Origin of the sequence: Enterococcus malodoratus, from assembly GCF_027659535.1 — a bacterium.
Taxonomy (GTDB): domain Bacteria; phylum Bacillota; class Bacilli; order Lactobacillales; family Enterococcaceae; genus Enterococcus_A; species Enterococcus_A malodoratus.
Window position 1 is genome coordinate 18137 of the sequence record NZ_JAQDPG010000009.1, and the last position, 22088, is coordinate 40224.

Here is a 22088-nt window from a genome sequence, read left to right on the forward strand (position 1 = left end):
TTTAATCAAAAAATCCTCCGTTCAATGAACGAAGGATTTCCTGTTTATTCAATGATTTTTTTTACTTTAAAGGCTTCGGTATTTTCTGAAGGTTCTTCTTGATCAGCTAAATCGAACAAGATAAGAGGCTCATCCCCATCACCCTCAACGATCACTAGTTTCCCCCGCGGATCGCGCTTGTCTTTGACGATTTGCGCTTCTTTGATCAATTCCTTCGGATCACGCTTTGCGGCGATCGCATTGCCCAAATTAAAGAACACTGTTTCTTCCATCTTCATCCACTCCTCAAGAACTTTGTACCTAAGTATAGCAGAAATAGCGGTAATACGTTCAGTACGAGAATCTGAGAGTCAAATCCATTCGAAAATATTTTACTTCTTTTTTAAATGGAGAGTCAGAAAATAAAATAAGCTAAAATGGGCACAAAAAAGACGTGGTCGAAACCACGTCAAACGGTTGATAAATAAGGAAGGTACAGGAATCACAAAACACTTTAATAATCTGTCACTTTCCTTGATTTAAAGGCAAAAATTTCTAATTAAAACTAAAAACTAATCAGTCAGAATCAGACTTTTTCAAATGTTTCTGGGTCACTGACTGGTCAAAAACTTCAATAAGCCGTGGGGGTTATTTATTGTCTCTAAAGAACCATAAGATTACATCAATATCTCTAGGAGTCCAACAATATTGGTTAAATAGCTTGTTTAACTCATTAGCCTTTTTCTTAAAAATATTAATTAGATATACAGCTTCATCTATTTTTATGTTCTTTGGATTCATGGATTTAATAGTCTCATCATCTTTGTATTCATTAGTTGATAGAAGTGCTCTTATAACCATATCATCAACTGTCCCAAAATAACTAGGATACAATAGCGACAATAAACCAGATGCACCAGCAATACCTAAGCCTTTAATTTGAACAGCTACATTTAATCCCATTCTAGTTTTTTCTAGTTTGAAGTTAAATAGCTCTTCTTGTATATCTTTTAATTCTTTCATATCAACTACATATTCTTCTAATTTTTTTCTAGTAGTAGCTAGTCTATTTTTGGCTGTGTACTTCCACAAAAAATAATCATCATGTAAAAAATTATAAAAGTCGTTTACTTCTAAATTTTTTAAGTACTCGACATTTAATTTTAGCATCTTAGTTTCAATAAAATTATCCCTACCAGTTTCTTCTTTAGCACTTAGTAAAGCCTCATTCCAAACATCATTGTCTTGAGAACTCCAAATATCATTAATATTCATTTAATAACCTCCTAAACTATTTCCTTTATTATAGCAAAAAACACGCCCATAAAGGACGTGCCTCAAACGAATTTAAAACAATTCGTGACCCACTCATTAACTACTGCCAATAATGGTTCACCATATGAAAAACAATTTTTGAATTAAAACAAGCTTCTGCTTTACGATTAGCAAAAAAAGCGTAGCCCCGACAGTCGTCAGGAATTTTGAACGTTCATAACCTATCGTCTTTCCTAGTCCAGCATGTTTGCAACCACACCTACAATTTTCAGTCCAACAATAGATTTCGACTAGCTAAGTCTTGCAAAATTCAGGCAGCCAACCCCTTCATTTACTACTTATATTATACTAAATTCTTGCAACGTTTACAACTGTAATCTTTATTGTTTTTGCTTTACTAACAAGACCATATACTCTTTAAAAGCCGTGTCTGGATTGACTTTTACCACATTATATTTGTTCCCTTGCCAACCAATAATCATCTTGGTGGTAATCGTCTGTTTTTGCTCTTGCCGGATGACTATTTCTAAGGTGTCATCATACGTTGTTCCAGCTAATTCTTTTACGTCCTTTATATTTTGAGTGCGAATTTTCGCCCAACAACTAAAGATTATCGTTTCAACATCCTCCCCTGGCATTGGCCCCGGTTTGGGTTTCATGGTAATAACATCTATCCGTTCATTTAACTCATTGATATTCTTAATGATCGGCATAGTATAGCCCCCTCATTTGCTGGATTAAGGCTTGTACCGTTACTGGCATACGTTCACTGTTTGGAGTGTCTCTTGTTTCATACCAATGCTGAGTAAGTAATGACACTGCCCAATTAAACTGCTTATAAGCCTCTATGACGCCTTCTTCTGCTTTTGAATCAATAGCACTGATAACGTACTGACAAGCTGTATCTAGTAATTGCTGCAATAATCCATCATCAAAATTATGGTCTATCCGCAAACTATTTTTTAAATCTTCTAATGTTGGCATTCTATCCCTCCTAAATAAAAAAAAGGCAGCGGGATCAACCGCCGCCCAATATTTTTCTATCCTTCTGGTGTTACAACTGGTGTAAATTCAATATACACCGAAGCGTTCGGATCAATCGTTTTATAATCGTTGCGGATAATGACGGCTAATCCTTGAGAATAAGCTTCGAATTGTTGCCATTGAGTAGTCACTTGATTTCTTCGTGCCACAAAGACTGATTGGGCAATATCTCCCATAATCATTGGGAACGTACCAGCTTTAGGATTGGCAAACAACGCATCACTGATAAGAACCACTGGCATACCAAACAACGATTTTCCGCTTTGTGCTGTTACATCCGGCTGTAAGATATAACGGCCATCTGAATCTTTAAGCGTATCTAAATGATTAAATCCGCTTTGGTTTAGAATAACCATTTTATCTAATGCTGGATCAAGTGCTACATTATGAAGTTGCTTTAAATCATCCAAAGTAGCCGCTGTTTTCTTAGTGAAGGTTTTCAATAGATCCACGATATGTTTGTTATCCGTATTTTCGACTAGTTTTGCTAACTGGTCTTTGACTTCTGCCACAATATTAACCGCTGCATCTTCCACTACCTCATTGGACAAATACAACTTTCCAGCGCGGGTTTCTACTTTGTAATCAACTGCTGTAAACATATCCGCATCAATATCACCAATTTCAGCTAGTTCCGCTTTTGTGGCTAACACTGCTTGATTATTTGTAGCTACTGGATAAGACCCTTGTCCATTATTTACTGTTTTAACGGTCGCATATTGTGCTAGGTTATAGTTTGAACGTTTTAAGTCAAATACTTCACCGATTACTTCTGTTGGTACAACTGCCCCAGCCGTTACAGTGGTAATTCCATCACGTTCTTCACCGTGTGAACGAATATATTCTTCATATCCTCGAATTTCTGTTTTTTCGTTATCAATTAAAGTTTTTTCCATGTTTTTGCTCTCCTTTTGTGTCTTAGAAGTGGATTCTAAGGCTTCGTTTGTTTGATTGGATTGGTTGTTACTCATAAACGTTTCATATGAACGCTTATTTACTTGGACATTTGATGAATCATAAGCGGGAACGGTCACGACACTGATTTCATTCAAAGCTTTCATTTTATCAATAGATCGGACTACCTCACCATCTTCTTTCTTGTCAAAGGAATCGATCCCTAACACGAAACCAAATGACATAGAATCAAGCAATTTTTTTGAGACATTTTCATATACATCGTTGGCATAGCTGGTATCATTCAATGTTGCTTCAAAATGTAACCCCACATCATCAATATTTAATTTCAACGTGCCAGCTTTAACGCTTGCTAAAGGCTTGCTGTAATCGTGGTTGTGTAATAAGAACACATTTGATAAGTCCACCTCTTTCAAGGCTTCGGGTGTAATCACTTCTACAAAGCCACCTAAATCTTTTGACGGTTGGCCAAACTTCAAAGCATAGCCTGAAATAGTTTTACCGTCTGTTGGTTGTTTTTCATTTTCTTTCTCCACTTTGGGAGAATCGGCTGTTAGCTCAGCTTCTTCTGTCAGCCGTTTTTCCTTTTCTTCTTCATTATTCAACTGGTGTAACTCCTTCCTGTTCTTTTAATTGGTATTTCTCCAACGTATCTAAATACGTAAAGTTCAAACTTGCTAGTAAACGATCTCCGCCATCCATTGGGGGTAGCCCCATTTTCGACCGCCCTTCATTAATTGTGAGTAGCGATCCTTTGACCTGTTCCAATACGTTCTTTACTTTGGTTTCGGGGTCAGTCTCTAGTAATTGATCGGAATTAAAGCGTGTGTTGGTTTCTAGTTTTGTATCAAATTCACTCACAAAGACATTAAAGTAATGAATCAATGTGCTTTGAATGTATTGGAGATTACTTTGAACTGTGCTGGAATGTTCATTTTCAACGCCTAAACGCTCGATTGGTACCCCAAACGCCTTGGCAATTTGTTTTGTGTTCCAATCATTGGAATTGATAAGCTTCAAAACATCGGTGTTTATTTCTAATGTTTTGTAGTCCATCGTTTCATCAAGAATGATCGTTCTAAGAGCATTATCACCACTACTTGCTCCGTTGGCTTCTTCAAACTTTTCACGAATTGCACTTTTGGCTGATCCGTCCAAATCAGACTTATGAACTTTCAAAATACCTGACCCACTGACACCACGAGTAAAGAAATTGTGCAATGTACGATTGCCAGCCTGTTGGATTTTTAGTTCATCACGTAAAGCATAAAGTGGTGGTAATCCTGTTAAACCATCTTGAGTGAAATATTTAAAGTGCAAAATATCGCTAGACTTCACACGTCTTTTTTTATCACCAATCTGATAAGACAACGTGCCATTATCTAATTGAGTAACCGTTACACTTGAGTTAGGTAATAAGTGAAGTTCTTCTACCTTTTCACCGTTACGCTTGATTTCTGCAAAGCTATTACCGTTTAACAGCATATTGACTGCTAAAGCAAATTTGAAATGCCAACCGTCCATTTCTGAATTAGGTTTCTCGTTTAGTAACTTCACCAGTTCATCATCAGCTTGCGGCATATTGTTTTTGACCAATTGAATCGGACTTGAAGCAATATCACTAGCAATAATTCGAACGGCTGCAAACACATCACTATTTCTTAATGCACGAACGCTTGTAAAATTGGTGGTGTAATCATCTGATTGGATGGATACCACATGATCCAAGAAAGGATCTCCCGTTGTATTTTGTCTCGCTTTAAAAAATGCCATCTTTTAACCTCCCTTCTGTCCTGTATTTAGCATGACCGCTATCCCAATAAGCACTACGCCCAGCGCTAACAAGCCATAGTAGACATTTGTTAGTAAGGTGATAGCAACCAGCACACACACCAATCCAAGAAGTAAAAGAACGGTATGAATATTATTAGAAAGAAAATTCTTCACTTGTGTAGAATTCATTGTCTGCTACCTCCGATTGTTTATTGGTGAAATAGTCCATTGCGAACACATAAGCATTTATAAGTGCTGCTATCGGGTCAATTTTGTTGCTATTCTTTGATTTATTAATCTGAATCCCGTTGTTATCCGTTTTTAAAATAGCGTTGTTCACTGCATGGGTGAGAATCGTATTTTTATTATGAATAACGTTGCCTTCATAAACTTGTTCTCTAAAAGTTCGGGTCGGAACGTTTAGAGTAATCGTTCCTTGTCTTACTTCTAACATTGGGTAGTTGGCTTTTTCAGCTTTTGAGATAAGGCTGTTACTGTTGTACGGGTCATATGCTATCCCTAAGCACTCTAAATCATTTTCTTGAATCAAGTCTTGGATAAATTCAAATACTTGGTCATAGTCCACGATGCCACTTTCTAATTGAGTAATGGAACACTCACCAGCTTTTTCTAATTCCCGATAAGGCAACCCGTCACGTTTTTCTTTGTCAGTCAAACCATGTTTTGTAGCTACAAATGAATGAGAATCACAATATAACTTGCCATCTTCTAAGGGAATGACCCATGAAACGCTAGTTAAATCATCTGTTTTAGATAAATCCACTCCGATATAAACGGGCTTGCCTGTAATATCTTGTGGTTCTACTTCGGTTGCTTGCCAGTCTTCCATAGCCATATAGCTATCTTCTGAAGCCTGTCTCCATAAATTGAAGTTTTTCACCAATACAGAATTAAGATTGTTTTGTTTCAAAGCAAGGTTCACATCATCTTGAATGGTCGGGATCATTACTTTTTTGATTTCTTCACTTTCAAAAATCGGATTCGCTTTTATCCATTTTTCTTGGTCGTGAATTTCTTCGGGATCGTCTAATTCCCATATCGCTATAAAGTACCTGTCAGCTTGTTCTTCGCCTTTTAGCACCCGATCTAACAATAAGTATTCCTCGTACATAGGAACGTTTAAATCAAGCCCAGCGGTACTAATAACACACAATAAGCCGTTTTTTTGTTGGGTCATTCCTGACTTAATGACGTTGTACGTTTTACGAGTTTTTGCTTCGTGCCACTCATCTAACACGCTCGTTGTTGGTGCAAATCCATCTAACGTGCTGGTTTCACTAGCCAGCGCCATTGCGAACGAATTAGAAGGCAAATGCTGAATTTTTGAGTTCATAATTTTTAGTTGTGGTCTTAAAAACTTACTAGACTTGACCACGTTTTTAAGTGAATTAGACAGCATATCATAGCCCAATTTAGCTTGTTTCAAAGCGTTACTTACAAACAACACTTGTCTTGATTCTGCTGGTTCCTGTTCCATAATCAACGCATTAGCAGCCATGCCACTAGCGATATATGTTTTCCCATTCTTACGGCTCATACTGGTAAATGCTCGATTGAATCGCCTGTAATTCCCTTCTTTAGTACGCCAGCCATAAAGACTGCCTAGAATGAATTTTTGAAATCCCAACATCTTGATTGGTTTACCGTCCGTAGATGGTAGCAACTCAATGAATTTAATCGCTTTGGTGGCTTGTTCTTCATCAAACACATAAGGGAAGCTATTTGACTTAGAACGCTCTAAATCGTTTATATGGCGCTCACACGCTTGGATAATTTTCTTAGGTGCAATCAACTTGCCTGATAAGACTTTTTCAATGTAATCATTCATGAACTCATCAACTCTTTGAATGGGTCTTCGGGTTCATCATTTTTAACCTTGTTCAAAGCTAGTCTTGAACGTGATTCTAAGGTCATGCCTAGTGACGTGGCTTGTTTCTTTAAATCACTCATGGCTTGAGATTGAACACGTACCGCTGGATTGGCTTTTTTTACGCCATTTTCACAAGTGACGAACGTTCCTGACTTTTTAATTTCTGCTTCCGCAGTCTTGATTCGTGAAAAGGCTAGACAGTATGCGACCAATGAACCATAATCCGTTTCACTCAATGGATAATCTTTTTTTAAGGCTGGTACAATACGATTCCATTCGCTTCTAGCGCTCGCTGCCATCCAGTCGGGGGGTGTGATATTGATTAAGGGTTGCTGTTTGAACAATTCTTCTCTAGCGTCCACACGGACAGCCTTTTCTTCACTTGATATATTGCCTTTTGTATCTTCCAATAATTTTGGGTGTCCCATGTTGTCCTCCTTTCTGACAAAAGAAAAAGGAACGCCAGCAATTAAGCCAACATTCCTTCGTTTTTCGATCAGAATTTTTCTTTGTCTAATTTATCTATATAAATAATTTTTCCGTTCTGCATTTGAATGGTCACATGACCAAATTCTGGTAATTTAATGGTGCGTTGTTTCCCTGTTTTATCAGTGATTATCGCTTTATTTTCCAATAAATCTCCTACTTTCATTATATACTCTTTCATTTATGATTACAACTGTAATCGTTATATCAAACTTACTTTTAAGCCTTTTACAACGGTTATTCGTGAGAAAATGACCCATCCCTCGGTTTCCAGCGACCAGACACCACGCCCCTATCTGTTAAGGGTGGCTCTTTTCGCCTTCTCTTGTCTCGTTTTAAGGTTGTGGTGATAGTGACAGCGTGAACGGTAATTACTTTCATCTAGCCGTTTAGACCAATCATCACGCAATTCTATGACGTGATCCGTTACATCAGTTTTACGGATAATTCCTTCATCAAGGCAATCCTCACAACATGGATTCTTTAGCTTATATAACTGTGAAGCCTTCTTCCATTCTTTACTGTGGTAGAACTTGAAATACTTCCCACCAGTCCGCTTGCGGTTCTCATATCGGTCAGCTTCGGTCTGTTTCGTTGCTGGCTTGTGCTTCTCACAATATTTCTGCCTATAATCGACTAATACTTTACATCCAGCATGATTACATTGTTTTTTTACTGCCATAGATTACCAATCCATGGCATTTAGCTCATCTAGCGACTTTTCTAGGTCTATTGGTTCTTGATGAACTTCAATAAACGGACTGTACAAAAGATAGTGCCTTCCATCATCGAAACTTACATCTATACAATTGTCTTTCACCATTTCAAATCCATAGACTCCATCTTGGCCAGTTGCATAGCGAACACGTTCCACACCATTAAACACATAAACTACTTCAATCATTTATTTTACCTCCTTGTTTATTCAATCTTTTAACAATGTAATAAACCTTAGTAACACTTGAACCACGGTAAATATTTGTGAGCTGTCGATTTTCCCAAATACCAAATGATAAGTAGACAGAATCCATTAAATTAGTAATTCTTAATTCCAATAGATGATTATTAATCTGTAACTCAAGATATTCATTCCCGACAATTTTAAATCCAAATTCCTTAACGAACAGCTTTCTAACTAGATCAGACATATTTCTATAAACCCTAGAAATTTTTTCATCATCTTTTTTGGTTCTTGATAAAATAATTTCTCCATTTGAATCTACAAAATTAATGTTTAATTCTTCTTTCATATTTTCCTCCTTAATTCGTACCATGTAGAACCACCTAAGTACCGGGTAGCCCGGTACCACTTAACCCCAACGGGGACAAGGTGTCTAGCGTTTTGGTGACGGGTACCGGGTAAAATCTAGTAACATTATTCCCTGAGTATTATCTAACTATTTCAAAAGTTTTAAGAAAATTAGGTGGTACCCCGGTACCAAATCTCTATCCCTTGGGGCAGAAGGCTTGAACTGGTACCGGGGTAGGTGGTACTAAGCCGGTTCAACCCGGTACTATTTATATTTTCCAGCTCGCTTCCCGTTTTCATTGGCATTTGCCTTATTGTAAAATCCTCGTCGCTTATTTCTTTTAGTCAATCTTTTCCGTTCCCAACCTGGAATACTAGTGATAACTAAAGCAATCTTTTTAGATTCTGCATCTGATCGACCGTTCAATAAATCTTTAGATTGTTTATCAAAAACAGCTTCTAATATATCGGCGGTTAGTACGCTATCAACTAAATAAAAATCTTGTCTCATGGTAGCTCCATTGTAGAAGTGCTGTAAATTCTTCTCGTTACACTTGCTATCAGGATAGTTCTGATAATAAGAACGTCTCGCCCATGCTGGAGCATCTTCCCATTTATACGGGATTTCCATTCCCAAATATTTAGTGATTGCCTCTTTAATCGGATTTTCTACCTTAGCATCCTCTTGGTATTCTTTCGCAATTTCCAAAACGGCTTTGTCTTCATCTGGAATAAAATAGATTCGTTGACCTTTATCAAAAAGTACCTTTGCTTCTGCTAATACTTGCAGAAAATATTCATCTTCGGTTTTGAATGGATTCATCTTCGGCTTATTTTTGCAAGGTAAAGGATAAAAACGGCGGTTTCCTGTATCATCTTTCAAATACTGGCCATCATTAGATGTTCCGATAAATACACATTGCCTTGCCCAAGCTATAACATTCCGACCATAAGGAGGTCTGATTTTATCTATCTTGGCACTAATGAAGTTTTTTATCTGTTCAATTTTAGTTTTACCCATTGAAGATAATTCTCCAAGTTCGATGATGACATTGCCTTGAAGTTGCATATAATCATCTTTCTTTTCGCCCAGCGAATCTAATGAATCAGTGAAAAAATCATCCGTATAAAGCAAAGCTGGAACGGTACTCTTGCCAATCCCTTGCGGCCCATCTAAAACGGGAACGATCTCAAACTTTATTCCTGGTTTATAAATACGTGCGACCGATCCCACTATCCAGCGTTTTGTGACTTCTCGTGTATAGAGGTTGTCTTCTACCCCTAAAAGGTCAATAAACATTGTTTCCAGTCTAGGCTTCTGATCCCATTTAACTTTTTCGATACGCTCTTTTACTGGATTGAAAACATTTTTGCGAGCTACATTCACCACTGCTTTATGGATTTTATTATCATCAAAGACTACGTTATAATTTTCTTCAATGTAAGCTGTTAAGGCATCCTCAAAACTATCTTCCCATTCTCCAGCACTACGATTGATCCAAGGAGAATCTTTTAATAGGTGAATGTATCCGCTAAATTCGTTATAAGCGATTGTTCCAGCCAGATTACTATCATTGGTTAAAATTAACTCTGCATTTACAACACTGTTACTTTTGATCTGATCGTCTTTATTACATCTTAAACGTGACATCCAAGCTTTCAATTCAATGATATTATCTTCACGCTCACTGGCTTCGGGGAAGTCTAATACACTATCTAATTTGTGTTTATGCACCATGCACTTTCCCCCTCAAATCTTTTTTTATCATTGATCGAATAATCTGATTGACTTCCTTATCTTCTAGTGGTGGTTCGTTGTACGCATTCGCTGTATAAATCAATTCTGCTAAAGTCTGATTATCTACACCGTGCCATAGCAACCAACCGCATAACTTAGTTAAATGATCGTTTCTACTACCTTCGCCAGCGCCTTGAACAATCATATCTAATTTTTTTGCTGTTCCTGTTTTCGTTACTGGTCTGTATTGAGTTTTTATTTCTTGCGGTTTTTTTAATAATAGATTGACTAACCAATCAGGAGCTGCGGCAACATTATCTAAAGAAACATTCTCAATAGGTTCATAAGCTCGTCCAACACTTCCTGAAATAATCATTGTTGGTGCTATTGGTATCCCTTTGGTGATAATATCAATTCCACTGAGACTTTTTCCCTTCTCATCACGCCCGAAAATATCCGCAAAAGCTCCTGTTTCTTGTTGAATGATTACACCATCTGGAATCTTAAAAAAGAAATGAATTCCCTTGCCCGGTGTTATTTCTGTATAAGTAGATGGAAATGGGCTATACATTACAGCAAGCTTCTTATAATTCTCGACACCATTTCTTGTTTTAGAGTGCTGATCTAAATCAACTACCATCATCTGGTGATCTTCAAGCATCAAGCCAATATTTCTAGCTGGATCTTCCGTCCACCATTCATTAATCTGATTAGAATCGTTGGTTGCATCATTCCAACCACTAGAGCCTTTTATTGGAATTTTGGTTCCTGGTGATAAAGGATAAATTGACCAACCCGACTTTTGTAATTCCGTTGCTGCTTGATAATTATTTGCCAATAAACTTCCCTCCTAACTAGCAAAAATTGCCTTTGGTGTGCCATCTTCATTAAATCGATCGTTAAACACGAGCCACACCTGTTGGGCTTCAAAACTGATCCATCGTTGATTGTTATCCCCATTCACATCCGTCAAAACAGAAATAGTAATTTCTCTATCCATATCATTTCCAGCGCCAACCGTTGCTGCATGAGATAAAATTGGTGTATCAATCGGTATTTCTTTGAAGCCCCAACGATCAATCATTAAGATTCGTCCTGTCGGTTTGCCAGTTGGATCATATTGTTTTTCTAGCAACGTTTTACTCATTATTCAGCACCTCCAATATTATGATCGTGGTTATAAGACCATTCATCATACTTGAAAAATAGATACACCGCTAAGCCTGTAAAAATGAATAATTTTGCTATCAACGGTAATAAGCTGAAAATTCCGCCGATTAAAATGCTTCCTATAATTAAGTTTCGTTTCATAATAGTTCCCTCCGATTTTTTAATATGGTATAATCGGAACAAAGAATATCGGGTTTTATCCCAATACTGTTGCCTTTAACTCTGTCCGCCAAGACTTAATCGAGTTAAGGCTTTTTCTTTTGTCCATCATGTTCTTAATACTCCAATTCAATTCCTAACAAGCTGGCTAATTGATCGACTTGCTGATACAAAATTTCTTGATACTCTTCAATAGAAAGTCGTTCTTTAAACTCTGCTTGTACTAAATCGTTCAAGCCACGCAATACTCCGCTTACCGTTGGTTCTTGTGGTAGCAATTTTTGATAGTCCATTTGCTCGTATAAGCAATTAAACGTTTCTTCTAGTGCTTCGCCTTCCAAATTTGCTAATTCCTCAGCGGTTTCTTCTGTAACAACTCTCGATAATACTTTTTCAATTACTTTATTTTGTGTTAAATCCATTTTGGTTCCTCCTGTTAATCACTTGCCCCACGCTTGCGATTATTTTTGATGATTCATAAGCCATTTTTTTGTTTCTTCTTTAGAAAAAAAGATTAATCCGTCAATTTGAATAACTGGCAATCCCATACTCTCTAATTTAGAAAGTGAATTGTAACTAATGCCTAGCCATTTTGCCATTTCACCTTTTTTCAAAAAGTCCTTATCAACGTTTGCCACATTCTTTGCTTCGGCCATTGCTTCTTTAGTAATTTCGAAAACATACTCTTTTAAAGAAGCTGCTTGCTCGTCTGATAGCATTACTTGAAATCCGTTCATGTTTTTCACCTCTTTCTAACGTTAACTAAACTTAAACGTTCGTTAATCTTAGTTAACCATACATTTAAATCATTTGCAAGAAATATTTTAACTCTAGTTTACAGCCCGTTAACTTTACTGTACTATGAGATTAAGAATAGGAGTGATGGCGTGATTGTTTTTAACTTAAAAGAGATTTTATCTGAGAAAAAAATGACACTTACCGATCTTTCAGAAGAAACTGGTATCTCTCGAACATCTCTTAGTCAACTATCTACCGGAAAATCAAAAGGTATCCAATTTTCAAACTTAGACAGTATATGTACTGCTTTAGATGTGCCTCCAGGTGAGTTATTTACTCAATATCTCGAACCCAAAGATTTGGAATTAGATATCACAGCAATGGCAGAATCAGGAAATTTCACTTATCATTTTCTCTTTTTGTATAAATATAAAATTAAGGAAGAAACATTTTGGTCTGCTTTGAACGCCAAGGTAACTTTTTCTAATTTTGAAATTCCTGATAGAAATACGAGAAGGTATGTTGAAATTTCTTTCTCCCTTAACAATCAAGGAAACTATTTAGATTTGATTAGAAAAAAATATGGTGAAAAATATGATGATAGCTTGTATTTTTCTAAAAAAAGAATATATCCAAAATATATTAGAGATACTAAGACTGCAGCGGAAAAAAAGATATTACCTGATTACGAACTAAGTTATATCGATATCACAAAGAATTTATCTAAACAAATATTGAAAGATGTTTTTAAAACAAATCAAGAAATTGCTTCAATAGTTGAGAAGCAAGAACTTTATTTAAGTATTAAAAAAACTTGGTTTACTCCAAATGAAAAATTCAATGTACAATTGTTGACAAAAGAAACAAATAATTTGCTAAAAGAAAATAAGATAAATCATCAAAGCTTCGTAACCTTTTACAAATATGGAGTAAAAAAAGTGAAAGATGATTATCAATTTTCATCCGTTCCTTTGATAAGTGTAGAAAAGCAGCCTACATATAAACCACAAATATTAGACTTTAAGATAATAAACTAACCTCCTCCCACGCCCCCACGCTTGCACCAGGAGGAATTTAAATGATTAAAAAATATACAAAAAAAGACGGTTCAACCGCCTATATGTTCAAAGCTTACCTAGGTACTGACTCTGACGGAAAGCAACGTTTTACAACCAGACGTGGTTTCAGCACAAAAAAAGAAGCCACTCTAGAATTGAGTCGCTTAAAAGTTGATATTAGTAAGAATGGGTTTAAAAAATCAGACAAGCTGACATTTCAACAAGTATATGATCTCTGGGTTGTTAATTATGAATTGACGGTAAAAGAATCAACATTTGTAAAGCAAACCGAACAATACAAAGTTCATATACTTCCCTTCTTTGGCGAATGTCTGATTTCAAAAATAACCCCAGCAATGGTACAAAAGTTTGCTAATGAAAAAGTAACTAAATTCGCTAGGTATCGTGAGTTTATCAGCAACACTTCACGTATTTTTGAATACGCCATAAAATTGAAGCTAATTAATTCAAATCCTTGTAAATCAATTACGATTCCGAAAGCAAAAAAAGACGTTGGAAAAAAGAAGCGTGAAAATTATTTTTCTCGTGAAGAAATGCTAATATTTTTAAATGCTCTAGAGAAACACGAAAATAAAAAAATCGCCACTTTCTTTAGAGTATTAGCTATGTCATCTGCTCGTATGGGTGAAATACTTGGGCTTGAATGGAGTTCAGTCAACTTCAAAGAGAATTATATCTCTATCACCCAAACACTTGCTAGAGGAAAGAATAGGCGGCTTTATCTTGAGGAACCTAAAACCAATAGTTCTGCTAGAGACATTCCACTAGACAAAACGACCATGGATTGGTTAAAAGTATGGCGTAAAGAACAGCGAGAAGAATTATTGGTGACTGGACACAATTCACTGCAACCCAATCAACTTGTTTTTTCTTCTGCCTTGAATAATTCATTTATTCAATTATCAAAACCTAGAAATTGGCTTCTAACTATTTTGAAACAAGAAAAATTGAAACCAATCACTATTCATGGATTACGCCATAGTGGAGCTGTTATGATGTTAGAATCAGGACTAACGCTAAAAGATATTCAAGATAGATTGGGCCATTCTGATATATCCGTGACCAGCGCCCACTACCTTCACATATCCGAAAAAAGGAAACGTGAAACAGTCGCCCAAATGGCTGACTATATAAATACTGGGTCAATTACTGGGTCAAAATAAAAAAAGCTCCTAGAAACGTTGATTTCTAGGGGCTTAAATAAGATAAAAGGAAGGTACAGGATTTGAACCTGCGCACCACATTACTGCGGCTCGCCGGATTTCGAGTCCGGTGCATTACCACTCTGCCAACCTTCCGCACCATTTATCTTACCTTTTTTCTTTAAAATGTCAAGATTTTATAATGAGTCTAATACAGACGTGTCATCTTCTTGCAAAACAGTGTTGATCGTACGGTCGATCAAATGAACAATCTCATCTTGAGTCGGCTCAATGATGCCAGAAGACATCAACGTTGCGATCCCAGTAACAACGATCCACGTTCCTACATGCAAAGCGTTGATTTTATTTTCAGACAGCTTGCTGTATTTAGGATGTTTTACGATCAATTGATGGAAGTAATTGTAAGAAAAGTCATGCATTTTTTTCCCGCCGCCGTATTCTTGAACATATAGGGCGTTATAAAGATTGATTTGTTCTTTCGCGAAGTACACATAGCTCAAGCCCAAATCAATAATCGTATCACCTGTGCGAACTTCTGGGAAAATATCGTAATACAGGTGATTGCAGATTTCATCTAACAACGTATTCTTTAGATCACTCATGTTTTTAAACTCTAAATAAATCGGTTGCGTACTGATCCCCATTTTTTTGGCGATATTACGTGCTGTAAATCCAGAAAAACCTTCATTTTCCACAACTTCATAGGCAGCCTTTAGAATCTGGTCTTTAGTATAAACTTTTCTTCTCATTTTAATTCCTCCCAGAATGTTATTATTTTTCCCGTCATTTTATTTTAATCAAAAACCGATTAGTTTTGCAACCCTTATGCAAGATGTTATCTAAATTTACGGAAATTTTTTTCGATTATGCGTCTTCCCCTTGTATTTTTTTCTTACAAAGGGAGTGGAACCGTTTTATTATTTTTGTAATATTTAACTTATTTCATTAAAAAACAAAAGAGCCGTTATACATTTGGAGGCATTTTTGTTTCTTTAAGCTAAAATTGGAATCTTCTAAAAAAAAATTCGTTGTTACTTTATTATACTTTCTCTGAGGTTCAGTGACAATCCTTATTCTTTTTCTTGTCTAATTTATTTATTTTATCTACTATAGTAAGGGAATAGAAAAAGGTGGTTAACTTGATGGAACAGCAAAATTACGCGCAACTTGTTTTAAATACCTGCTTAAAAGCCGGAAAAATTATGATGGAAGCCGGCTCAGAAGTCTATCGGGTAGAAGATACAATGAAACGAATCGCCTTGAATGCAGGGCTTGATGATATCCAAACGTATGTAACAGCAACGGGCTTAATCGTAGGCTTCCCTTCTGAACAAAACAGTCAGGTGATCCAAATTACTCCGCAATCAATTAATCTGGAAAAAGTGACCGCAGTCAATCAGGGCTCGCGGCAATTCGCTGACGGTGAACTTTCTCTACCAGATTTTTACCTCTATTTGGAAGAAGTAGATCATGCTACACCGGATTTTCCTTACATCTGGAAAATTATTGCAGCGGGTGTTGTCAGCAGCACCCTAATGATCATTTTAAACGGTACATGGTTTGATTTCATACCGACATTTATTATTGGAATCATCGGCTTTGCCGTTCATACTTTTTTCGGCAACAATTTGCATATGAAATTTCTAAATGATTTTGTGGCGGCCCTAGTGATTGGCTGTTTATCCTTATTGGCTGTTTCTTCCTCAGTCGCCCGCGATGTGAATAGTCTGATTATCGGCTCGATCATGCCGTTAGTGCCGGGATTAGCTATCACAAACGCTTTTCGTGATATTATGGCCGGTCATTTAATCAGCGGTGTCGCCCGCGGTACCGAGGCCCTGTTTATCGCCGGTGCGATTGGCGGCGGAATAATCGTTGCTTTTAATTTCTTTTAATCAACTGGCGGACAGCCAAAATACCGTAGGAGGTCGCTCATGAACTTTATCGTCAATTTTTTATTCAGTATGTTTAGTACTATTGCTTTCAGTGTCATTACCAATATTCCCCGCCGCGCATTCTTAGCCTGCGGCTTCACTGGAGCTGCTGGCTGGATGACTTTTTGGATTTTACAAACCTATTTTCATCAAAATATCGGAATTTCCAACTTTTTAGGGGCATTAATGATTGGTCTTATTAGTATCTTTTTTTCTAAGGTCATGCATATGCCGGTAATTGTATTTAATGTGCCCAGTTTGGTCCCGCTCGTCCCTGGAGGACCTGCATACATGGCGGTACGTCACATGATGAACCAGCAATTTACAGAGTCGATGGAGAAAGTCGTTACTGTCTTGGTCACTTCCGGTGCTATCGCGATTGGTTTTATGTTTTCAAATCTAATCGAACGCGCGCTAAAACGGACCCGTTCTAATTTTCAGCCAAAATAGGCAATCAATAAACAGGAGGTCTCATCCTGTTTATTTACCGGTTAACTATGTAAGCGCAACCAACAAAATTCTAAAAATATTTTAAATTTCACAGAATATTTACAAATTACAACCTCAGACCTATGCATTTTGTGAATTTATCCTATATACTTCACTTTAGAAAGACAAAGGAGATGAATCCAATGAGTGTTGTTCAATCCAGAAGATTATTAAATATTATTTCGCTAATGGGTATTGCCCTAACTGTCAGCTTGACCATCTACTTCTATCGTTTAGGGGTATTTAATGATATAAACTCGTTGCAACAACTAGTCGGCAGCTCTCCAATCGCCGGACCGCTCATCTTTGTTTTCATCCAGATCATCCAAGTGGTGATCCCAATCATTCCAGGCGGCATCAGTCTTGCAGCCGGGGTATTAATTTTCGGACCCTATTGGGGCTTTGTTTACAACTATGTTGGAATCGTCATCGGCTCTTTGATTCTTTTCTTGATGGGTCGGCACTACGGCAAACCGTTTATTATGCATCTGGTCAGTGATAAGGTATATCAAAAATATAGCCATTGGCTTGATAATCAATCTCGTTTTGAAAAAATGTTTGCTTTAGCAATTTTCCTTCCAGTAGCACCAGACGATGCCCTTTGTTTAATGGCAAGTCTGACAAATATGTCATTTAAAAAATATAGCGCAATCATCTTTTTAGCAAAACCCGCATCGATTTTCTTATACAGCTGGGCTTTACTACAAGGTGGCAGCTTATTATCACACCTACTCGTCCACTAATAAATTAGTGGACTTTTTTTGTCAGTCCAACTTTTCACAGTTTACTTAGTTCAAACTAAATATTTACTAATTGCACCTAATCAACAATAATGATGTATAGTTGGATGATATGCGTTGGATGGATAAAACTTATTTTTCACGAACTTCGAAAAATAATTCCCTTAAAACGACCTAGCTGCGTGTTCCGCTTTTCGCAATTTATTTTTTATCGGAACATTTATTTAGAATATCCCGATTACTTAACCGCGTGAACTGTCTAGCGGAATCGTATGCGTGGCGAAATACTTGGTCATTTTTCGTGCTTTCCGAGAAATGACTTTCTTATTATGAGTTAGCTGTCAGTCCAACTTTTCGCAATTTACTTAGTTCAAACTAAATATTTACTAATTGCACCTAATCAACAATAATGATGTTTAGTTGGATGATATGCGTTGGGAGGATAAAACTTATTTTTCGCGAACTTCGAAAAATAATTCCCTTAAAACGACCTAGCTGCGTGTTCCGCTTTTCGCAATTTAATTTTTATCGGAACATTTATTTAGAATGTCCCGATTACTTAACCGCGTGAATTGTTTAGCGGAATTGTATACGTGGCGAAATACTTGGTCATTTTTCGTGCTTTCCGAAAAATGGTTTTTTTTATGAACTGGACGTCAATCCAACTTTTCATAGTTTACTATATACGAGCGTGTGATTTAGGAGTATTCTAATGATTCAAAGCATAAGCTAGTTTTAGAGCCTAGACTTGGTCAATGGTGAATTCTTTTTTGGTTTTATTGAATATGAAGGACCGGCCTTATGATAAACTAACTTTGTGGCTTGCTTTGATCTAAAAAATATTCTTTTTTTATTTTCAGGAGGAACTATGACTTACATTCGACGACGAATCGCGCATTTTTTCAGCACGTTTTCTTTATATAATTTTTTATTGCTGGCCTTTGGTCTCCCATTTCTAACGGAGGGACTCTTTTTATTTCTACGGCAAAGCTTTTTGAATAATCTCTATCATCCGCCTTACTTATTTTTATTTTTAGCCTTGATCTTTCTTTATGGAAATTTGTTTAGTCAAGTTCAGGCGAATGAAAAAGCCTTCGAGAACTTTTCTCTAAAAGCCGCTTTCGTTAGTTTTGCTTATTGGCTGCTTTTATCACCAATTTTTTTCTTTCGTTTTTATCAAATGCTGCTGGCTTGGCAGCCGCTTCCGGCGAATATGCTTTCCTTTTTATTTCTCTATCGTTGGAAAATTTTGCCAATCATTCTTTTATTTTATGTGATTGTTCTGTATTTTCTTTATCGGGCCATTTTAGTGCCTAAATATCTCAAAAAGGGCAACTCCTTGAAACAGAGCATTCAACTTAGCTGGCAGCAGTCCAAAAAGAACCCCGTTAAACAGCTCGGTATCTTTTTCTTGATCCCGCTAATCTTTTTAGTGACCAGCTTATTGATAAAAGTTGGCTTCATAGGACTGACCCAGCTATTGTCTAGGCAGAGTACCGCGATGATTCTCTTGCTGCTCTACCGGGTGCTGCAAAATATTGTCTGGGCGCTCTTTTTTCTCTACTTGGCTGCTTCTGATAAAAAAGCGGTCGTTGAGGATGATCGACCAAAAACAACGTTCATCTGGATGGGTTTAATGGTTGTTGCCTGTTTGAGTCTTTATTCTTTACACTATGCGCACGCATTTCATGTACAGAAAGCAAATACGCAGTTGACGATTTCACACCGCGGTGTTTCCAATCAGAATGGTGTCCAAAATTCAATCGAGGTCTTACGAAAGACGAGTGAAACGTTCCACCCCGACCTCGTTGAGATGGATGTACAAGAAACAGCCGATCATCAATTAGTCGTGATGCACGATGAAGATCTTAATGCTCTCGCTGACAAAAATCTTCGCATTGATGAAACGACTTGGAAGGATTTAAAGAACCTCACGTTAAAGGAAAACGGTCATTCCAGCAAAATCCCTTTGTTCGCGGATTATCTAGCTGCTGCGAATCAATTGAATCAAAAATTGCTGATCGAGCTAAAGGTTACCGCCAAAACCAAGGCGACGATTGTTCAAGGCTTGCTCCCTTTGAGTGATCAATTAGCAAATCATCAGTTGCAAAGTATGGATCTAGATACAGCCAATCAAATGAAGAAACTTTTCCCGATGTTAAAAGTCGGCTACATTCTCCCCTTTGACTTATTAGGAGCTCCAAGAACCTCGCTAGATTTCGTCAATATCGAGGCCCGAACCGCCAGCGGCGATCTGATTCAAGTGTTGCAGCACAGAAAACAAGCCGTTTATGCTTGGCCAATCAATACGAAGCAGCAAGCGGCTGCTTATCGATTTCTACAGGTAAAAGGCATTTTATCTGATGATTTAGCTGTCATTTCGGCTCCGTCAGATGATATAAAAGCCCGAACCGCCAGCATCCTGCAATTCGATTAAAAAAAATACCGTAAACAATCTCCTTCGTGGAAGACTGTTTACGGTATTTTTAATTATTATCGATCCAATAAACGTTCATAGGTGAATCCGGTCATGGAATATCTAAGGAGCAGAAGTGCCACTAATAATAGAAATGCTCCGATTGAGATCACAACCCAGCCGCCGAAAACTAAAATACCTGTAAATTGACCGACGAGCAGCAAAGCCAACGGCAAGATCAGAAAGGCCGCTTTTTGTTGCGATTCTTCGATCGTGGTGGATTTTGCCGAGCCTTTAACGATCAACACGATCGAGATAATCGTGATTGCGGGAACGATCAGCAGCATGACCCACAACCAGTTGATACTTAATGGAAGCAGTATCCCTTTAAACAGATACACTTCGACTTCAACGACAATGACGGTTAAAAGAAACGAGACGTAGGTCACTAATATACCTACAAGAAAAGAGGCATACACTTTTGCTCGAAAGATCTCTCGAATTGATAACGGTGAATAAAATAGCGTTTCAAGCGTGCGTTTTTCCTTCTCACCGACAAACGAACTGGCAGCCATGACACTGGAGGTCATGATTGGAATAATCAAAAAGAAAATTGGGATGACATTGTTGATCATTAATGACAATAAATCCACTATCAACTGCTCCGGTTCTAACTTTTGAAAGTCCGGTAAAATGCGAGCCATTTCGGTAAAAGACGAGGAGTCGGTTGGACTCAATAAAACAGTGAGTAGCATAATCGTAGGAAAAACGACAGAAAAAAGCAACGGCAGAATCGTCAATACTGAAAAGTAGCGCTTGTTTTCCGTAATCCCCCGAATATCTTTTAACATAATAGCTTTTTGCCGACTATTAAACATACGTCTCCCCTCCTTCTAATAACGCAAAATAAATATCTTCCAAGGAATAATCCGTCGGTGTAACTTGCGAAATATTTCCTCCCTGCTGAACGATTTCTTTTACTAAAACCGGAATCTCAGACTTTTCTTGCAGCGATAATTCATAGGTATCCTCGCTGATTTGTTTACTATCAATCGTTTGCGACATAAAATCCGTTTCAATAGTTAGTTTATAACTATTAAAGGTTCGCTTTCTCAATTGCTCTAAACTGCCTAAAGCCAATAACTTTCCGTTATCCATCAAGCCATACTCATTACAAATCTCTTGCGCGTACCTTAACTGATGTGTGCACAGAAAAATCGTTGTTCCTTCTTCTTTTGACAATTCCAGTAAAAGTTCATTCACGCTTTTCGTGCTTTCAGGATCAAGTCCACTCGTCGGTTCATCAAGAAAAAGCAGCTTTGGGCTATGGATCAATGTTCTAGCCAAGGAAAGTCGCTGCCTCATCCCTGTTGAATAGCTCTTCAATTTTACTTGCGCCGCATCAGACAATCCAAGCTTTTCCAAAAGCTGCATACCCTTCGCTTCACTATCCGATTTGCTCATTCCAAAAAGCTGACCAAAGAACGACAGATTATCAATCCCCGTTAAATGATCATACATCCCCGCGTGCTCGGTTAACACCCCGGTCAATTGGTGAAGTTTTTCAGCCTCCTTAGCCGGATTCAAATTTAGGACACTCATTTCTCCTCCCGTTGGATTCAAAATGCCGGTTAATAATTTGATTGTCGTCGTTTTCCCGGCGCCATTCGGACCTAAAAACCCAAAGATCGTTCCTTGAGGCACGACCAAACTAATCGTATCCAACGCTTTCTTACCTTCAGGGTACGTTTTTTCTAACTGTTCAATTTCAATTGCATTCATCTATAATCCCTCACTTCTATCGATCGACAAATTGATTCGACCACTCTGATTCATTTTTCCTTCATTTT

General features: G+C 37.4%; 28 protein-coding genes and 1 tRNA gene. 6 read left to right on the forward strand and 23 right to left on the reverse strand.

Annotated features, from left to right (window positions below; all coding sequences use genetic code 11):
• Positions 1 to 44 precede the first annotated feature (44 nt).
• The 19 genes from PGP85_RS14560 to PGP85_RS14650 form a co-directional block, all read right to left on the reverse strand.
• Positions 45 to 272 (reverse strand): hypothetical protein, encoded by a 228-nt coding sequence (locus tag PGP85_RS14560; RefSeq protein ID WP_010740082.1) that lies wholly within the window; start codon positions 270 to 272, stop codon positions 45 to 47.
• 355 nt (positions 273 to 627) lie between these two features.
• On the reverse strand, positions 628 to 1254 hold the full coding sequence (locus PGP85_RS14565; protein WP_270328207.1) for a hypothetical protein: 627 nt from the start codon (positions 1252 to 1254) through the stop codon (positions 628 to 630).
• Between the two features lie 380 nt (positions 1255 to 1634).
• Positions 1635 to 1967 (reverse strand): phage head closure protein, encoded by a 333-nt coding sequence (locus PGP85_RS14570; protein ID WP_270328209.1) that lies wholly within the window; start codon positions 1965 to 1967, stop codon positions 1635 to 1637.
• Positions 1954 to 2238: a head-tail connector protein gene (locus PGP85_RS14575; RefSeq protein WP_048721460.1), complete on the reverse strand. Its 285-nt coding sequence runs from the start codon at positions 2236 to 2238 to the stop codon at positions 1954 to 1956. The genes PGP85_RS14570 and PGP85_RS14575 overlap by 14 nt, the downstream gene beginning before the upstream one ends.
• Positions 2239 to 2294: 56 nt before the next feature.
• On the reverse strand, positions 2295 to 3818 hold the full coding sequence (locus PGP85_RS14580) for a phage major capsid protein (RefSeq protein ID WP_270328212.1): 1524 nt from the start codon (positions 3816 to 3818) through the stop codon (positions 2295 to 2297).
• Entirely contained in the window at positions 3811 to 4986 is a 1176-nt protein-coding gene (locus PGP85_RS14585; protein WP_270328213.1) for a phage portal protein, read from the reverse strand. The genes PGP85_RS14580 and PGP85_RS14585 overlap by 8 nt, the downstream gene beginning before the upstream one ends.
• A 3-nt stretch (positions 4987 to 4989) precedes the next feature.
• Positions 4990 to 5175 carry a hypothetical protein gene (locus PGP85_RS14590; protein WP_270328215.1) on the reverse strand — a complete coding sequence of 62 codons (186 nt, stop codon included), beginning with the start codon at positions 5173 to 5175 and terminating at the stop codon, positions 4990 to 4992.
• Entirely contained in the window at positions 5141 to 6835 is a 1695-nt protein-coding gene (locus PGP85_RS14595) for a terminase large subunit (RefSeq protein WP_270328217.1), read from the reverse strand. The genes PGP85_RS14590 and PGP85_RS14595 overlap by 35 nt, the downstream gene beginning before the upstream one ends.
• Positions 6832 to 7305 carry a phage terminase small subunit P27 family gene (locus tag PGP85_RS14600; protein ID WP_270328219.1) on the reverse strand — a complete coding sequence of 158 codons (474 nt, stop codon included), beginning with the start codon at positions 7303 to 7305 and terminating at the stop codon, positions 6832 to 6834. The genes PGP85_RS14595 and PGP85_RS14600 overlap by 4 nt, the downstream gene beginning before the upstream one ends.
• A gap of 68 nt (positions 7306 to 7373) precedes the next feature.
• On the reverse strand, positions 7374 to 7529 hold the full coding sequence (locus PGP85_RS14605) for a DUF2292 domain-containing protein (RefSeq protein ID WP_065423091.1): 156 nt from the start codon (positions 7527 to 7529) through the stop codon (positions 7374 to 7376).
• A gap of 126 nt (positions 7530 to 7655) precedes the next feature.
• Positions 7656 to 8045 (reverse strand): HNH endonuclease, encoded by a 390-nt coding sequence (locus tag PGP85_RS14610; RefSeq protein WP_270328223.1) that lies wholly within the window; start codon positions 8043 to 8045, stop codon positions 7656 to 7658.
• Between the two features lie 3 nt (positions 8046 to 8048).
• On the reverse strand, positions 8049 to 8267 hold the full coding sequence (locus PGP85_RS14615) for a hypothetical protein (protein WP_270328225.1): 219 nt from the start codon (positions 8265 to 8267) through the stop codon (positions 8049 to 8051).
• A complete protein-coding gene (locus tag PGP85_RS14620) occupies positions 8260 to 8613 on the reverse strand; it encodes a hypothetical protein (RefSeq protein WP_270328228.1) in 354 nt (117 codons plus the stop codon). Before PGP85_RS14620 ends, PGP85_RS14615 begins: the two co-directional genes overlap by 8 nt.
• A 264-nt stretch (positions 8614 to 8877) precedes the next feature.
• Positions 8878 to 10350 carry a virulence-associated E family protein gene (locus PGP85_RS14625; RefSeq protein WP_270328230.1) on the reverse strand — a complete coding sequence of 491 codons (1473 nt, stop codon included), beginning with the start codon at positions 10348 to 10350 and terminating at the stop codon, positions 8878 to 8880.
• Positions 10340 to 11188: a bifunctional DNA primase/polymerase gene (locus tag PGP85_RS14630; RefSeq protein ID WP_270328232.1), complete on the reverse strand. Its 849-nt coding sequence runs from the start codon at positions 11186 to 11188 to the stop codon at positions 10340 to 10342. Before PGP85_RS14630 ends, PGP85_RS14625 begins: the two co-directional genes overlap by 11 nt.
• A 12-nt stretch (positions 11189 to 11200) precedes the next feature.
• Positions 11201 to 11497 (reverse strand): hypothetical protein, encoded by a 297-nt coding sequence (locus tag PGP85_RS14635; protein ID WP_270328233.1) that lies wholly within the window; start codon positions 11495 to 11497, stop codon positions 11201 to 11203.
• Positions 11497 to 11661 carry a hypothetical protein gene (locus PGP85_RS14640; protein WP_270328235.1) on the reverse strand — a complete coding sequence of 55 codons (165 nt, stop codon included), beginning with the start codon at positions 11659 to 11661 and terminating at the stop codon, positions 11497 to 11499. Before PGP85_RS14640 ends, PGP85_RS14635 begins: the two co-directional genes overlap by 1 nt.
• 134 nt (positions 11662 to 11795) lie before the next feature.
• Positions 11796 to 12101: a hypothetical protein gene (locus tag PGP85_RS14645; protein ID WP_270328236.1), complete on the reverse strand. Its 306-nt coding sequence runs from the start codon at positions 12099 to 12101 to the stop codon at positions 11796 to 11798.
• Between the two features lie 39 nt (positions 12102 to 12140).
• Positions 12141 to 12416: a DNA-binding protein gene (locus PGP85_RS14650; RefSeq protein ID WP_087064045.1), complete on the reverse strand. Its 276-nt coding sequence runs from the start codon at positions 12414 to 12416 to the stop codon at positions 12141 to 12143.
• Positions 12417 to 12566: 150 nt separating this feature from the next.
• On the opposite strand from PGP85_RS14650, the gene PGP85_RS14655 reads away from it, so the two are divergent.
• The gene (locus PGP85_RS14655) at positions 12567 to 13454 is read left to right on the forward strand and encodes a helix-turn-helix domain-containing protein (protein ID WP_270328240.1); all 888 of its coding nucleotides are present in this window, start codon (positions 12567 to 12569) and stop codon (positions 13452 to 13454) included.
• Between the two features lie 41 nt (positions 13455 to 13495).
• Positions 13496 to 14659, forward strand: coding sequence for a site-specific integrase (locus PGP85_RS14660; RefSeq protein WP_270328243.1), 1164 nt, complete (start codon positions 13496 to 13498; stop codon positions 14657 to 14659).
• 47 nt (positions 14660 to 14706) lie between these two features.
• Here the strand turns inward: PGP85_RS14660 and PGP85_RS14665 are convergent.
• Positions 14707 to 14794: transfer RNA gene (locus tag PGP85_RS14665), tRNA-Ser, on the reverse strand.
• A gap of 41 nt (positions 14795 to 14835) precedes the next feature.
• Positions 14836 to 15408: a TetR/AcrR family transcriptional regulator gene (locus PGP85_RS14670; protein WP_270328246.1), complete on the reverse strand. Its 573-nt coding sequence runs from the start codon at positions 15406 to 15408 to the stop codon at positions 14836 to 14838.
• 393 nt (positions 15409 to 15801) lie between these two features.
• Between PGP85_RS14670 and PGP85_RS14675 the strand changes: the two genes are divergently transcribed.
• From PGP85_RS14675 to PGP85_RS14690, 4 genes are all read left to right on the forward strand, one after another.
• The gene (locus PGP85_RS14675; protein WP_010740084.1) at positions 15802 to 16554 is read left to right on the forward strand and encodes a threonine/serine exporter family protein; all 753 of its coding nucleotides are present in this window, start codon (positions 15802 to 15804) and stop codon (positions 16552 to 16554) included.
• Positions 16555 to 16593: 39 nt separating this feature from the next.
• Positions 16594 to 17043, forward strand: coding sequence for a threonine/serine exporter family protein (locus PGP85_RS14680; RefSeq protein ID WP_010740085.1), 450 nt, complete (start codon positions 16594 to 16596; stop codon positions 17041 to 17043).
• Between the two features lie 182 nt (positions 17044 to 17225).
• Positions 17226 to 17825: a TVP38/TMEM64 family protein gene (locus tag PGP85_RS14685; RefSeq protein WP_010740086.1), complete on the forward strand. Its 600-nt coding sequence runs from the start codon at positions 17226 to 17228 to the stop codon at positions 17823 to 17825.
• Between the two features lie 865 nt (positions 17826 to 18690).
• On the forward strand, positions 18691 to 20259 hold the full coding sequence (locus tag PGP85_RS14690) for a glycerophosphodiester phosphodiesterase family protein (RefSeq protein WP_010740087.1): 1569 nt from the start codon (positions 18691 to 18693) through the stop codon (positions 20257 to 20259).
• A gap of 56 nt (positions 20260 to 20315) precedes the next feature.
• Here PGP85_RS14690 and PGP85_RS14695 read toward each other — a convergent pair whose 3' ends face one another.
• Both PGP85_RS14695 and PGP85_RS14700 read right to left on the reverse strand, forming a co-directional pair.
• Positions 20316 to 21116, reverse strand: a complete 801-nt coding sequence (locus PGP85_RS14695) for an ABC transporter permease subunit (protein WP_010740088.1) — start codon at positions 21114 to 21116, stop codon at positions 20316 to 20318.
• A complete protein-coding gene (locus PGP85_RS14700; RefSeq protein WP_270328251.1) occupies positions 21109 to 22020 on the reverse strand; it encodes an ABC transporter ATP-binding protein in 912 nt (303 codons plus the stop codon). The genes PGP85_RS14695 and PGP85_RS14700 overlap by 8 nt, the downstream gene beginning before the upstream one ends.
• Positions 22021 to 22088: the final 68 nt, after the last annotated feature.